Origin of the sequence: Micromonospora sp. MH99, from assembly GCF_021442385.1 — a bacterium.
Lineage (GTDB): Bacteria > Actinomycetota > Actinomycetes > Mycobacteriales > Micromonosporaceae > Micromonospora.
In genome coordinates this window covers 1-13,213 of record NZ_MUZA01000073.1, presented here as the reverse complement: position 1 = coordinate 13,213, position 13,213 = coordinate 1, and the positions used below count along the sequence as shown (strand labels likewise).

The 13,213-nt window shown below is 72.3% G+C and carries 11 protein-coding genes; 6 read left to right on the top strand and 5 right to left on the bottom strand.

Going from position 1 to position 13,213, the window contains the following annotated elements; genetic code table 11:
* The first annotated feature begins 32 nt into the window (after positions 1-32).
* Complete coding sequence (gene pknB / locus B0E54_RS27255) at positions 33-2,021, top strand: Stk1 family PASTA domain-containing Ser/Thr kinase (protein WP_234589070.1); 1,989 nt, start codon at positions 33-35, stop codon at positions 2,019-2,021.
* Positions 2,021-2,887: a deoxyribonuclease IV gene (locus tag B0E54_RS27250; RefSeq protein WP_234589068.1), complete on the top strand. Its 867-nt coding sequence runs from the start codon at positions 2,021-2,023 to the stop codon at positions 2,885-2,887. Before pknB ends, B0E54_RS27250 begins: the two co-directional genes overlap by 1 nt.
* Before the next feature lie 84 nt (positions 2,888-2,971).
* Here B0E54_RS27250 and B0E54_RS27245 read toward each other — a convergent pair whose 3' ends face one another.
* From B0E54_RS27245 to B0E54_RS27230, 4 genes are all read right to left on the bottom strand, one after another.
* A complete protein-coding gene (locus tag B0E54_RS27245; RefSeq protein WP_255787755.1) occupies positions 2,972-4,009 on the bottom strand; it encodes a GntG family PLP-dependent aldolase in 1,038 nt (345 codons plus the stop codon).
* 149 nt (positions 4,010-4,158) lie between these two features.
* A complete protein-coding gene (locus B0E54_RS27240) occupies positions 4,159-5,565 on the bottom strand; it encodes a class II 3-deoxy-7-phosphoheptulonate synthase (protein WP_234589063.1) in 1,407 nt (468 codons plus the stop codon).
* An 87-nt stretch (positions 5,566-5,652) separates the two neighbouring features.
* Positions 5,653-6,165: a nuclear transport factor 2 family protein gene (locus B0E54_RS27235; protein ID WP_234589061.1), complete on the bottom strand. Its 513-nt coding sequence runs from the start codon at positions 6,163-6,165 to the stop codon at positions 5,653-5,655.
* A gap of 236 nt (positions 6,166-6,401) precedes the next feature.
* Positions 6,402-8,033, bottom strand: a complete 1,632-nt coding sequence (locus tag B0E54_RS27230; protein ID WP_234589059.1) for a glycosyl hydrolase family 18 protein — start codon at positions 8,031-8,033, stop codon at positions 6,402-6,404.
* Positions 8,034-8,209: 176 nt separating this feature from the next.
* Between B0E54_RS27230 and B0E54_RS27225 the strand changes: the two genes are divergently transcribed.
* Both B0E54_RS27225 and B0E54_RS27220 read left to right on the top strand, forming a co-directional pair.
* On the top strand, positions 8,210-8,704 hold the full coding sequence (locus B0E54_RS27225) for a glutathione peroxidase (protein ID WP_234589058.1): 495 nt from the start codon (positions 8,210-8,212) through the stop codon (positions 8,702-8,704).
* 369 nt (positions 8,705-9,073) lie between these two features.
* Positions 9,074-9,748, top strand: coding sequence for an NADPH-dependent F420 reductase (locus B0E54_RS27220; protein WP_234589057.1), 675 nt, complete (start codon positions 9,074-9,076; stop codon positions 9,746-9,748).
* 27 nt (positions 9,749-9,775) lie between these two features.
* Here the strand turns inward: B0E54_RS27220 and B0E54_RS27215 are convergent, their stop codons facing one another.
* Complete coding sequence (locus B0E54_RS27215) at positions 9,776-11,377, bottom strand: glycosyltransferase 87 family protein (protein ID WP_234589056.1); 1,602 nt, start codon at positions 11,375-11,377, stop codon at positions 9,776-9,778.
* 87 nt (positions 11,378-11,464) lie between these two features.
* On the opposite strand from B0E54_RS27215, the gene B0E54_RS27210 reads away from it, so the two are divergent.
* Positions 11,465-12,130 carry a class I SAM-dependent methyltransferase gene (locus tag B0E54_RS27210; protein ID WP_234589055.1) on the top strand — a complete coding sequence of 222 codons (666 nt, stop codon included), beginning with the start codon at positions 11,465-11,467 and terminating at the stop codon, positions 12,128-12,130.
* Between the two features lie 279 nt (positions 12,131-12,409).
* The coding region (locus tag B0E54_RS27205) for a DUF4397 domain-containing protein (RefSeq protein WP_234589054.1) at positions 12,410-13,213 on the top strand (804 nt) is incomplete at its 3' end.

Here is a 13,213-nt window from a genome sequence, read left to right as displayed (position 1 = left end):
TCCCACCTCCTGGACACATAGACTCCCTGCCGATGGACACTCAGGTCGCCGACACGTTGCTGGGCTCGCTGATCGACGGGCGCTACCGCATTCGCGGTCGCGTGGCCCGTGGCGGCATGGCGACCGTGTACACCGCCACCGACGAACGCCTCGAGCGCACCGTCGCAGTCAAGATCATTCACCCGACCCAGGCGCCCGAGGCACGGGCCCGGATCGCCAACTTCGTGGCCCGGTTCACCGACGAGGCGAAGACCATCGCCCGGCTGACCCACCCGAACGTCGTCGCGGTCTACGACCAGGGCACCCACGCCGGTCTGCCGTACCTGGTGATGGAGTACGTCCGCGGCCGTACGCTGCGCGACGTGCTGGCCGAGCGACGCCGGCTCAACCCGGACGAGGTGCTGGCCATCGCCGAGCAGATGCTCGCCGCGATCGCCGCCGCGCACCGGGCCGGCCTCGTGCACCGCGACGTCAAACCGGAGAACGTGCTGGTCGCCGAGGCGCCCACCGGTGGCGTCGCCAATCTGGTGGACAGCGTCGTCAAGGTGGCCGACTTCGGGTTGGCCCGCGCGGTCGAGGCCAGCGCCGACGACGAGCAGGGCAACCAGCTGATGGCGACCGTGGCGTACGTCGCCCCGGAGCTGGTCACCGAGGGTCGGGCCGACCCGCGCACCGACGTCTACTCCGCCGGCATCGTGCTGTTCGAGATGCTCACCGGCCGGGTGCCGTACGACGGGGACCGTCCGGTGGACGTGGCCTGGCAGCACGTCGACCGGGACGTACCGGCGCCCTCGACACTGGTGCCCGGCCTGCCGTCGGCCCTCGACGCCCTGGTGCAGCGCGCCACCCGGCGTGATCCCGCGGCCCGGCCCGCCGACGCCGGCGCGTTGCTGGCCGAGGTTCAGGTCGCCCGGGACCGCCTGGGTGACGTCAACAGCACCAGCACCGCCGTGCTGCGCCGGGTGACGGACGAGCCGCCGGTCTCCCAGCCGACCATGATGGTCGCCACGGTCCGCCCGACCGAACGGCCGACCTGGGCCCGCCTGCCCGAGGGCGCCAGCCAGGGCCCGGGCCGGCGGCGTGCCGCACCGGAGCCGTCGGAGGGTCTGGCGGCCCGGTTCGCGACGCTGCGCGACACGGTGCTGGGCAACTCCCATGGCCGCCTGGCCGTCGCCGCCGTGGTGGTGGCGCTGGGTCTGGTGGCCGCGCTGGGCGGCTGGTGGTTCGGTGTCGGCCGCTACACGTCCGCCCCGCAACTGGTCAGCCTGAGCAAGACCGACGCGCAGGCCCAGGCCGAACGCGCCGGCCTGACCCTGGCGTACGGGGAGCCGCGCTACGACGAGAAGGCCCCGAAGGACAGCGTGCTCGGGCAGGACCCGGCGTCCGCCAGCAAGATCGTCAAGGGTGGCACCATCACCCTGACCCTCTCGCTGGGTCCGGAGCGCTTCCCGGTGCCGGACGTGATCGGCAAGGAGTACGAACTGGCCGAAGCCGATCTGGCCAACGTCAAACTGGTGGCGGCCAAGGGCACCCCTCGCTACGACGACAACCTGCCGGCCGGCGTCGTGCTGGACAGTTCGCCGAAGGTGGGTGCCGAGGTCAAGCCGGGCACCAAGATCACGCTCATCCTGAGCCGCGGCCGGGCGCCGGTGTCGGTGCCCAACCTGGTGGGCAAGAGCCTGACCGAGGCCCGCACCGCCCTCGCCCAGCTCAACCTGAAGCCGGTGGAGACCTACAAGGACTCCGACAAGCCCAAGGATGAGATCCTCGGCCAGAGCCCGGCCGACGGCGCAGGCGTGGAGAAGGGCACCGAGGTCAAGCTCGAGATCAGCAAGGGCCCGCCGCTGGTCGTGGTGCCCCGGGTGATCGACCTGCCGTGTCAGCAGGCCAAGCAGGTGCTGGAGAGCCAGGGCTTCCCGGTGACTGTCGCGATCAACCCGAACGCGGTGGCCCGGATCCAGGCCCCCGGCGAGAATTCCCAGGTGCCGCCGGGCACCCCGGTCGTCATCACGTGCTTCTGATGCCTGTGGTCTCCTCGCGTCCGGTGGGCGCGCACACTCCAACCTCCGGCGGGCTGGCGAAGGCGGCCCTGCCGTACCTCGACGCGACAGGCGCCGCGGCCGTGCAGGTGTACGTCTCCAACTCGCGTGGCTGGGCGTTGCCTCCGGGTGATCCGGCGCAGGACGCGCTGTTCCGCGAGGGCTGCGCCGAGCGGGGCGTCCCGGCGTTCATCCACGCCTCGCTGCTGGTCAACCTGGGTTCACCGACGGCAGCCACTGTCGAGAAGTCGGCGCAGACGCTGGCGCACGCGCTGCGCCGGGGTGTGGCGATCGGCGCGCGGGCCGTGGTGTTCCACGCCGGCAGCTCGGTCGACGAGGGGTACGCCGAGGAGGCGATGCGGCAGGTCCGTCGCGAGCTGCTGCCCCTGCTCGACTGGGCCGCCGAGGTCGGTGGACCGCTGCTGCTGGTCGAGCCGAGCGCCGGTGGCGGCCGCTCGCTCGCCTCCCGCGTGGAGCAGCTCGGGCCCTACCTCGACGCGGTGGACCGGCACCCGATGCTCGGGGTCTGCTTCGACACCTGCCACGCCTGGGCGGCCGGGCACGACCTGGCCGCCGAGGGCGGCATGACCGCGACCCTGGACACCCTGGTGGCCACGGTCGGTGCGGACCGGTTGCGGCTGGTGCACGCCAACGACTCGAAGGATCTGTGCGGCTCGACCCGGGACCGGCACGAGAACATCGGCAAGGGCACCATCGGCGAGCCGGCCTTCGCGGAGTTGATGGCCCATCCGGCCACCGCCGGCGTCCCCGTGGTGGTGGAGACCCCCAGCGAGAAGCAACTCGGCCACACCGCCGACATAGCAACCCTGAACCGCCTGAACCCCTGATCCCTTCTCGTCCTGTTGATCAAGAGCTTTGCGTCATCCGGAGACCGGAATCTGACGCGAAGCTCTTGATCAACAGGAAGTGGGTCAGGCGGCGAGGATCCGGGCCAGGGCGGTGGCCGCCCGGTCGATCGCGGCGTCGTCGACGCCCAGGTGGGTGACCAGGCGGGCGGTACGCGGGCCGAGCACCGAGACCAGTACGCCCTCCGCGCGGGCGGCCGCGGCCAGCGCGCGGGCATCCAGCGCGTGCTTGGTCAGATCCAGCGGGACGAGGTTGGTACGGACCGCCGCGGCGAGCACCCCGAACGGGGCGACCGTCTCGGCGAGCCGGGCCGCCTTCGCGTGGTCCTCCGCCAGCCGGTCGACGTGGTGCGCCAGGGCGTACCGACCGGCGGCGGCGAGGATGCCGGCCTGGCGCATGCCGCCGCCCATCCGCTTGCGGATCAACCGGGCCCGTTCGATCTTCTCCGCGCTGCCCACCACCAGCGAGCCGACCGGCGCACCGAGCCCCTTGGAGAGGCACACGGACAGCGTGTCGAAGAGCCAGCCGTACTCGGTCAGCGGCACCCCGTCGGCGACGTGCGCGTGCCAGATCCGGGCGCCGTCGCAGTGCAGCGCCACCCCCGCATCGTCGGCGACCCCGCGCAGCTCCCGCAGGGTGGCCAGCGGGATCACGCCGCCACCGCCGCGGTTGTGGGTCTGCTCGACGGCGATCGCGCGGGTGGGCACGGCGAAGTAGCCGTCCGGACGGATCATCCGGGCGACCAGCTCCGGGTCGATGTCCGCGCCGACGGCCGGCCAGGTCCGCGAGGAGATCCCGCCGTACGCGGCGGCGGCGCCGATCTCGTACGTGACGACGTGCGCGTCGGCGTCGCAGAGCAGCTCGTCGCCGGGTGACACCAGCAGTTGCAGGGCGATCTGGTTGGCCATCGACCCGCTCGGGGCGAAGAGCGCCGCCTCGTGCCCGAACAGCGCGGCGACCTCCGCTTCGAGGGCGTTGACGGTGGGGTCCTCGCCGTAGACGTCGTCACCGACCTCGGCGCCGGCCATCGCCTCCCGCATCCCGGCGGTCGGCCGGGTCACCGTGTCGGACCGCAGGTCCACGAACTGATCAGCCACTGTCATCCCTTCGAACACCAAGCTCACTCCTCGCGTCAGCCACGGGACCTGCCTTTCGGCTGCCGACTGCGGGGCTCGCAAGCTCACTCCTCGCGTCAGCCACGGGACCTGCCTTTCGGCCGCCGACTGCGGGGCTCGCAAGCTCACTCCTCGCGTCAGCCACGCAGCATCTCGGCCACGAGGAAGGCCAGCTCCAGCGACTGCTGGGTGTTGAGCCGAGGATCGCAGGCGGTCTCGTACCGGTCGGGCAGGTCGAGGTCCTCGATGCCCTGGGCACCGCCGAGGCACTCGGTGACGTCCTCACCGGTCAACTCGACGTGGATGCCACCGGGGTGGGTGTCCAGGCCCCGGTGCACCTCGAAGTAGCCGAGCACCTCGTCGACGATCCGGTCGAAGTGCCGGGTCTTGTAGCCGTTGGACGACTCGTGGGTGTTGCCGTGCATCGGGTCGCACTGCCAGACCACCTTGGCGCCGGAGGCGGTGACCTTGGCCACGATCGGCGGCAGGGCGTCGCGGACCCGGTGGTTGCCCATCCGGCTGATCAACGTGAGCCGGCCGGGGATGTTGTCCGGGTTGAGCTTCTCGCACAGCTCGATCGCCTCGTCCGGGGACGTGGTCGGGCCGAGCTTGACGCCGATCGGGTTGGCGATCCGGGAGATGAAGTCGATGTGCGCGCCGGTGATCTGCCGAGTGCGCTCGCCGACCCAGAGGAAGTGCCCGGACAGCCCGTACGCCCGACGGTCGGAGACCCGGGTGAGCGCCCGGTCGTACTCCAGGGCGAGGGCCTCGTGGGAGCAGTAGAGGGTGACGGTCCGCAGCGCCTCGTCGTCGGTCATCCCGCAGGCCCGGATGAAGGCCAGCGCCCGGTCGATCTCCCGGGCGATCGCCTCGTAGCGCTCCCCCGCCGGGGAGGTCTTCACGAAGCCCTTGTTCCAGTCGTGCACCGCGTGCAGGTCGGCGAGCCCACCGGCCAGGTACGCCCGCAGCATGTTCATCGCGGCGGCCGAGTTGGCGTACGCCCGGATCATGCGCTGCGGGTCGGCGACCCGGGCGGCGGGGTCGGCCTCCAGCGAGTTGATCATGTCGCCGCGGTAGGCGGGCAGGCCACGCGCGTCGGTGGGCAGCGAGCGGGGCTTGGTGTACTGGCCGGCGACCCGGGCGACCTTGACCACCGGCAGCGACGCGCCGTAGGTGAGCACGATCGCCATCTGGAGCAGGGTGCGGGCGTTGGCCAGCAGGTGGCTCTCGGTGTTGTCGACGAACGTCTCGGCGCAGTCACCGCCCTGGAGCAGGAACGCCTTGCCCTCGCAGACCAGGGCCAGCTTCTGCCGGAGCTGGTCCACCTCGTAGGGCGCGACGACCGACGGCACGGTGTCGAGGACCTTGCAGACCTCGGCGACGGCGGCCGGATCGGACCACGGGGGGATCTGCTCGCGGGGCAGCTCCCGCCAGCGGTCCAGACCGAGGGCGGCGTCCTCGGCCGAGTCGACTGTCGGACGGCTGGTCTGCAGGCCCGGGCTGCCCACCGCGGGATGGCTCAGCTGATGCCACTCATGGCGCATGAGAGAAAGCGTACGGCGACCGTGGGCGTACCCGAGCGGCGAGGGGGACGGTTCCGGCAGATGGGAGATCAACCCCGCCGACGCCGGTCAGGACACCGGTGAGGCGCCGACCCCGTTCGGCGACGGGCTGGCGGCCGGATTGCCGCCCGGCGCCTCCCCGGCGATGCACCAGTCGCCGCCGTCGCGGGTGACGGTGAACACCAGCGGGCGGGTGACCTTGCTCTTGCCGGCGGTGACCGAGACCGAGACGCTGACCTCCTGGCCGCGCGGCCCGGACCGGACGTCGGTGATGGCCGCCTCGGGCACCTCGAAGTGGTCGGCGAAGTCGCCGTTGGGGCCGGTGGCGGCGAGGTCGAACCCGTCGTGCAGCAGCTCGCAGAGCTGGCTGCGGCCGGCGGCGACGTCCTTGGCGGTCATCGCGTCGAGGTACGCCTGCACGCGCTCACGAGACCGGGTGCCGGCCTCCTCGGCGGGGGCACGCTCGGGCTTGGCGGCCGACTCGTCCTCGTCACCGCCGCCGATCCCGCAGCCGACCAGGGCGGCCGGGAGCAGCACCAGCCCGGCGGCGGCGGCCGCCAGCCTGCGGTGGATCGGGCGCATGACCACCTCCGTCGACGGGGAAATCGAGACGTGCCGAGCCGCGAGTCTGCCACATCGGGCCCGACCCACCCAAGGCCGGCGACCCGGCCGACCCACCTGAGGCCGACGACTCGGGCCCGACCCACCCAAGCCGGCGGCCCGGCCGACGCTGGGCGTCGACCGGGCCGGTACGGCACGGGCGGGGAGAGGCGGTGCGGGCCCCTCCCCGCCGTGTGGGTGGTGCGTCGACCGTCGGCTCAGCCGAGGCCGCCCTTGATGGCGCCGATGAGCTCGCCGTTGCTCGTGTCGCCGGAGAGCTCCCAGAAGAACGCGCCACCGAGGCCTTGGTTGTTCGCGTACGTCATCTTGCCGTTGATGGTCGACGGGGTGTCGTAGCTCCACCAGTTGCTGCCGCACTTGGCGTACGCGGTGCCGGCGATCGTGCCGGTGGCCGGGCAGCTGTTCTTGAGGACCTTGTAGTCCTCGATGCCCGCCTCGTAGGTGCCCGGCGCCGCGCCGGTGGCGCTGCCGCCCGGTGCGGCCTGCGTGACGCCCGTCCAGCCCCGACCGTAGAAGCCGATGCCGAGCAGCAGCTTGTTGGACGGGATGCCCTTGCTCTTGAGCTTCTGGATCGCCGCGTCGGAGTTGAAGCCCTGCTGCGGGATGCCGGTGTACGAGGTGAGCGGCGAGTGCGGCGCCGTCGGACCCTGGGCGTTGAAGGCGCCGAAGTAGTCGTACGTCATCGGCATGAGCCAGTTGAGGTTGCCGATGGCGCCGGCGTAGTCGGTGGCGTCGATCTTGCCGCCGTTGCTGCCGTCCGCCGTGATCGCGGCGGTGACCAGCGCGCTGGACCCGAACTTCGACCGCAGGGCGCCGATCACGTTCTTGAACGCGTTGGGCCCGCTGGTGTCGCAGGTCAGACCGCAGGCGTTGGGGTACTCCCAGTCGACGTCGATGCCGTCGAAGACGTCCGCCCAGCGCGGATCCTCGACCAGGTTGTAGCAGCTCTCGGCGAACGCGGCCGGGTTCTGGGCGGCCTGGGTGAAGCCGCCGGACCAGGTCCAGCCGCCGAACGACCAGATCACCTTGAGGTGCGGGTTCAGCTGCTTGAGCTTGCGCAGCTGGTTGAAGCTGCCGCGCAGCGGCTGGTCCCAGGTGTCGGCGACGCCGTCCACGCTGTCCGCCGCCGTGTACGCCTTCTCGTAGTCCGCGTAGCTGTCACCGATGGTGCAGCGACCGCCGGTGGTGTTGCCGAAGGCGTACAGGATGTGGGTCAGCTTGGCGGCCGAGCCGCTGGTCTGGATGTTCTTGACGTGGTAGTTGCGGCCGTAGACGCCCCACTCGGCGAAGTAGCCGACGACCTTCTTGCCGCCCGTGTTCGGCGGTGGCGTGGTGGGCGGTGCGGTCGTGGGCGGCGCCGTGGTCGGCGGTGCGGTCGTGGGCGGCGCGGTGGTGGGCGCGGCCGTGGTCGGCGGGGTGGTCGGGGTGCCGCCACCGCACGGTGCGCCGTTGACGGTGCAGTTCAGCGGCGCCTTGTAGGCGCCGGTGCCGTTGTAGCCCCAGCTGAACGAGGCGCCCGGTGCGAGCCCACCGGCCCAGCTCTTCTTGACCGCGACGTAGTGGTTGCCGCTGCTCGTGACGTCGGCGTCCCACGCGCTGCTGATGGTGGTGCCCGACGGCAGGTCGAACTCGATGCGCCAGGTGGCGACCGTGGCGCTGGAGCCGTTGGTCACGGTCACCTTCGTCTCGTGGCCGGTCCCCCAGTCCTGTGCCTTGGCGAACGTGGTGGTGACCGTGCCGGCGCCGAACGCGGTAGTCATCGGCACCGCCGCGACGGTCACGGCGACCACGGCACCGGCCCAGAGGGCCCGGCGGAGCGATCTTTTCATAAGGCGTCTCCCGAACTGTTAGGAAACTTTCCAAAAGAGATGGTGAGACGGTACTCACGCCGTCATCAGTTCGTCAAGATGTCCATGTTTCGATTTCTCCTGGTGCGTGGACTGCGCCCGCGCCGAGCCGCAGGTCAGCGGTCGGGGGTCACGGGCCGGCGCGTAGCCTCGGGCCCATGACCGTCTTCGACATCCCGATCGACGCCCTCAGCGGCGGGCCCGCCGACCTCGCCCAGTACCGGGGCCGGGCGCTGCTGGTGGTCAACGTCGCCTCCCGCTGCGGTCTCACCCCGCAGTACGCCGGCCTTCAGACCCTCGCGGACACGTACGCCGAGCGTGGCCTGGTGGTGCTGGGCGTGCCGTGCAACCAGTTCGCCGGGCAGGAGCCGGGCACCGCGGCCGAGATCAGCGACTTCTGCCAGGTCAACTACGGGGTGACCTTCCCGCTGACCGAGAAGGTCGACGTGAACGGACCCGACCGGCACCCGCTGTACGCCGCCCTGGTGGACACCCCGGACGCCGACGGGCACACCGGGGACGTCCGCTGGAACTTCGAGAAGTTCCTGGTGGCCCCGGACGGCACGGTCGCCGCCCGCTTCGCCCCCACCGTCGAACCCACCTCCGACGACCTCCGCACGGCGATCGAGAAAACCCTCCCCACCCCCGCCTGACCCACCCCGCCCGACCGGCCCACCCGCGCCCGGCCCGCCCGCGCCCGGCCCGCCCGCGCCGGGCCTGCTCGCGGTGATCAAGAGGTTTGCGTCAGGGGTGAGCCTTCATCTGACGCAAACCTCTTGATCACCAGCACCAGCACCAGGCGCGGGTCGGGGCGGCGGTGCCCGGGCCGGCCACCGTCGGGTGGCACATCCCCGCGGGACGGGTTGGCGGGCAGCGCGAGCAGTAGCGTGAGCAGAACCGGCTCGGGGCGCGGCCGGGCGGACCGCGCCGGCCGTCCGCGCAGCCGCTCCGCGTCGGGTAACCGGAATAACCCACCGCGCCGGTCGGGAATGCGTCGTGGGTGGACGAAGTTGGGAAGAAGCATGACAACTGTGGGACTGATCGGCAGCGGCAACATCGGCGGCACCCTGGCCCGGCTGGCGGTGGCCGCCGGCTACGACGTGGTGCTGAGCAACTCGCGCGGGCCGGAGACGCTCACCGACCTGGTCGACGAGTTGGGCGAGCGGGCCAGCGCCGGCACGACGCAGGACGCGGCGCAGATCGGCGATCTGGTGGTGGTCAGCGTGCCGCTCAAGGCGTACCGGGCGGTGCCCGCGCAGCCGCTGTCCGGCAAGGTCGTCATCGACACCAACAACTACTACCCGCAGCGCGACGGGGCCTTCCCGGAGCTGGAGGCGGGTGAGATCACCAGCAGCGAGCTGCTCCAGCAGCACCTGCCGACCTCGCGGGTGGTCAAGGTCTTCAACAACATCTACTTCAAGGCCCTCGCCGCGCTCGGCCGGCCGGCCGGGGCGGCCGACCGCAGCGCCCTCGCGATCGCCGGTGACGACGCCGCCGCGAAGGCCGAGGTGACCGCCTTCCTGGACCGGATCGGCTACGACACGGTGGATGCCGGCTCGCTGGCCGAGGGGTGGCGTTACCAGCCGGACACCCCGGCGTACGGCACGCTCTACGCCGCCACGCCGACCGACTGGGAGCACCCCGCGTCGAGTGACGCCGAGAAACTGCGCGCCGCGCTGGCCGCCGCCACCCGCTGAGCACCGCCGCCGTCCTGGGACGACCGCCTACCGGGTGGCCGTTTCCAGGGCGGCGGCGAGTTCGTCGTCGTAGCTGGCGATGGGCTGGCCGTTCACGGCGTACGCGACGAGTCGACCCTGCGCCATGCTCGCCGACCGGAACGAGAACGTCCGTGTACCCGGGTAGGCCGCCAGCAGGGGAATGTCCCGGGGCGCTCCGCCCGGGGCGGAGTAGTACGCCAGCCGGGCCACCCGCGCGGAGACCACACCGTTGACCCGGACCTTCGTCTTCTCCGCCCGGGTGCCGAAGGTGACCGGCGCGTCGGTGGCGTAGGCGGCGCACTCGGCCGGGCCTCGGCAGACGAAGAAATACCGCGGATTGACGACGTCGTCGAGGACGTACGCCTTGAATGTGGGGTCCGCTCCGGCGGGCAGCGGTTGCACGGCGAAGAAGGCGAGAGCTACCACGGCCGAGACGCCCACCCGCAGCCAGGCCCGGCCGGCGGCGGATCGCCTGTTGCTCCGGACGGTCGCGACCGCGACACCGCCGAAGCCGGTCAGGCACAGCAGGCACACGCCGACGGCACGGGCGTTCTCGAACAGGAACTGCACGCCCGGCCGCGTCGACACCGGGCCGAGGACGGCGCCCAGCGAGACGACCATGGCGGCGAGCAAGGCCGCGCCGGCCACCCGCTGGGTGATGCCCGACGCGCCGACCAGCAGCATCGCCGCGAGCACCGTCCACACCTGATGGTGGGTCCAGGACACCGGGGACGCGGCCACCGTGGCGCAGCCGACGAGGATCGCCGCGTGCCCGGGCCGGCCCTGCCCGGCCAACCGCCGGGCGCGCAGCAGCGCCGCCCCGCAGATCACCGCCACCAGCCCGGCCCAGAGCACGGGCAGCGCCGCCTCGTCGACCCCGATGCGCAACAGCATCCCGTGCACCGATTGGTTGCCCAGCGAGGCCAGGTTGCCGATCCGCGAGGTCTGCCGGACCGCCTCGGTCCAGTACGTCCAGCTCTCGGCGGGCAGCACGACCGCCGCCACCGCGGCGCAGGCGCCGAACGTCGCCACCGCGCGGCCGGCGTCGCGGTAGCGCCCGGTGGCGAGGAAGTACGCGACGAACAGCAGCGGGGTCAGCTTGATCGCCGCGGCCACCCCGACGAGCACTCCGCGCAGCCGGGGTGGGCCGACGCCCATCCCGTCCAGCAGTGCCAGCATCACGATGAAGACGCTGACCTGCCCGAAACGCAGGTTGCTCTGCACCGGCGCCGACAGCATCAGCACGGTGGCGGCCACCGCGACGACCAGTGGGCGGTGCGACCGATCGGTGCTCAGCGCGACACCGACCATCGCGGCGATGGCGACGACCGCCGCGCACGTCGCCACCAGCCAGACGCCCTGGAGGACGCCCTCGCTGACTGCGGTGATCGGGGCCAGCACCAGGGCGGCGAACGGCGGATAGGTGAACGGCCCGCCGTTTCGGGCGCGGTACCCGTACAGCGGCCGGCCCGCGTGCAGATCGGACAGCGCGCCGTAGTAGATGTGCAGGTCGGAGAGTCGGTCACCGCGCCTGAGCACGAGCACACAGGACACCAACGCGGCGACGACGAACGCCGCCCACGCCAGCGCCACCCGGCGATCCCGCATCGCCCGAGAATAGGGCGTACGACGCGTCGCGTCTGCCCTCGGCAGAGTCGGTGCCGCGCGATGGGCACCGATCTCTAACATCGGCGGATGGGAGCGACGAGCACACCGGCGTACGACGCTCACGCGGACTGGTACGAGGGCTTCATCTCGGGCGGTGGCGACTATCTCCGGCGGGTGCACACCGCTGTCGCGGACCTGCTCGGCACGGGCGAGGGTCCCTGCCTCGACATCTGCTGCGGCACCGGCGCGCACGCGTCCGTGCCTGGCGACCTGGGCTGGACACCGGTGGGTGTGGACCTGTCCGGCGGGCAGTTGCGGCACGCGCGCGATCGACTGCCGGTGGCCCGGGGGGATGCAGCCGCCCTGCCGGTCGCCGACGCCTCCCTGCCGGCCGCGATGTGCGTCCTGTCCAGCACCGACGTGCCCGACTACCCGGCCGTGCTGCGTGAGGTCGGCCGAGTGCTGCGCCCGGGCGGGAGGTTCGTGCACGTGGGCGTGCACCCGTGCTTCGTGGGCGCGTTCGCCGACTGGGGTCGCCACCCGAGCGTCGTCGTCGACGAACGCTACGCCGACAGGTCACGCAGCTTCGACAGCTGGAACACCGGCGGTGTCCGGGTCCGGGTCGGCGCCTGGCACGTGCCGCTCGCCGACCTGCTCAACGCGACAGTGGCCGCCGGCCTCCGACCGGTCCGGTTCGTCGAGGCCGGCTCGGAAGGTGTGCCGGACCTGTTCGGCTTCCTCGCGGTGCGGTAGCGGCACCAACCCGGCGTTCCAGGTCGGGATCTCCTCTCGCCGAACCGCAAGATCGCGCTCGATCCTGGATGTAGTGGCATCCTCCCGACGCCGAGACCACTACATCCTGGATCGAGCACGATCTTGCGGCAGCGCGGGCAGCGGCGCGGGGTAGCGCGGGCAGGCGGCGCGGCGCGGCGCGAAGAAACATCGCGCGCACAACTTGCGTCGGAGTCCCACACACGGGACTCTGTCCGTGGGTTGCCGCCCGCTCACCGAACGTGCCCTTCCGGAGGCGACATGCACACGCTCCGTACCGCGTCCCGCCGGCTGTTGGCCGGCGCTGGCGCGTTCCTGCTCGGCACCGCCCTCGCCGCCACCGCAGCGGCCCCGGCCAGCGCGGACACCGTCGGCTACGTCCGCCTCGCCCACCTCTCCCCCGACACCCCGGCCGTCGACGTCTACCTGGCCGCCCCCGGCGCCGCGAAGCCGAGGGTGTTCCCGGGCGTCGGCTACGGCGTGGTCTCCGACTATCTCCAGCTGCCCCCGGGGCGGTACGCGGTGGCGATGCGCGAGGCCGGCACGCCCGCCAGCGAGCCGCCGGTGCTCACCACCGAGGTGGCGGTGACCAGTGGCGGCGCGTACACGGTGGCCGGTGTCGGGCGGCACGCCGACCTGGGGCTGCGGGTGCTCACCGACGATCTGAGCGCTCCCACCCAGGGCCGGGCCAAGGTGCGCGTCGTGCAGGCGTCGGTGCGCACACCCGTTCTCGACGTCGCCGCCGCCGACGGGCCGACGATCGCCGACGGCGTGCAGTTCGCCACCACCACCGACTACCAGCAGGTCGAGCCGGGCACCTGGAAGCTGCGGCTCACCGGCGCGGGCGGCCCGAGCACCGACGCCGAGGTGCGGCTCACCGGCGGCGCGGTCTACTCGCTGCTGGTGCTCGACGACAAGCAGGGCGGCCTCACCGCCGAGCTGCGCCGCGACGCCGAGGGCGGCACCGTCGCACCGGCCGGCGGCGTGGACACCGGCGCGGGCGGCACGTCCGACGCCGGCTTCGGCGCGTACCCCCTGGTGGCCGGCGGGTTGGCCGCGGCGGCC

Bases quoted from the DNA above. Each gene is read 5' to 3' on its own strand.
- B0E54_RS27240 (WP_234589063.1), bottom strand. From the start codon at position 5,565: ATGCGCCATGAGTGGCATCAGCTGAGCCATCCCGCGGTGGGCAGCCCG.
- B0E54_RS27235 (WP_234589061.1), bottom strand. From the start codon at position 6,165: ATGCGCCCGATCCACCGCAGGCTGGCGGCCGCCGCCGCCGGGCTGGTG.
- B0E54_RS27230 (WP_234589059.1), bottom strand. From the start codon at position 8,033: ATGAAAAGATCGCTCCGCCGGGCCCTCTGGGCCGGTGCCGTGGTCGCC.
- B0E54_RS27225 (WP_234589058.1), top strand. From the start codon at position 8,210: ATGACCGTCTTCGACATCCCGATCGACGCCCTCAGCGGCGGGCCCGCC.
- pknB (WP_234589070.1), top strand. From the start codon at position 33: ATGGACACTCAGGTCGCCGACACGTTGCTGGGCTCGCTGATCGACGGG.
- B0E54_RS27210 (WP_234589055.1), top strand. From the start codon at position 11,465: ATGGGAGCGACGAGCACACCGGCGTACGACGCTCACGCGGACTGGTAC.
- B0E54_RS27215 (WP_234589056.1), bottom strand. From the start codon at position 11,377: ATGCGGGATCGCCGGGTGGCGCTGGCGTGGGCGGCGTTCGTCGTCGCC.
- B0E54_RS27245 (WP_255787755.1), bottom strand. From the start codon at position 4,009: ATGACAGTGGCTGATCAGTTCGTGGACCTGCGGTCCGACACGGTGACC.
- B0E54_RS27220 (WP_234589057.1), top strand. From the start codon at position 9,074: ATGACAACTGTGGGACTGATCGGCAGCGGCAACATCGGCGGCACCCTG.
- B0E54_RS27250 (WP_234589068.1), top strand. From the start codon at position 2,021: ATGCCTGTGGTCTCCTCGCGTCCGGTGGGCGCGCACACTCCAACCTCC.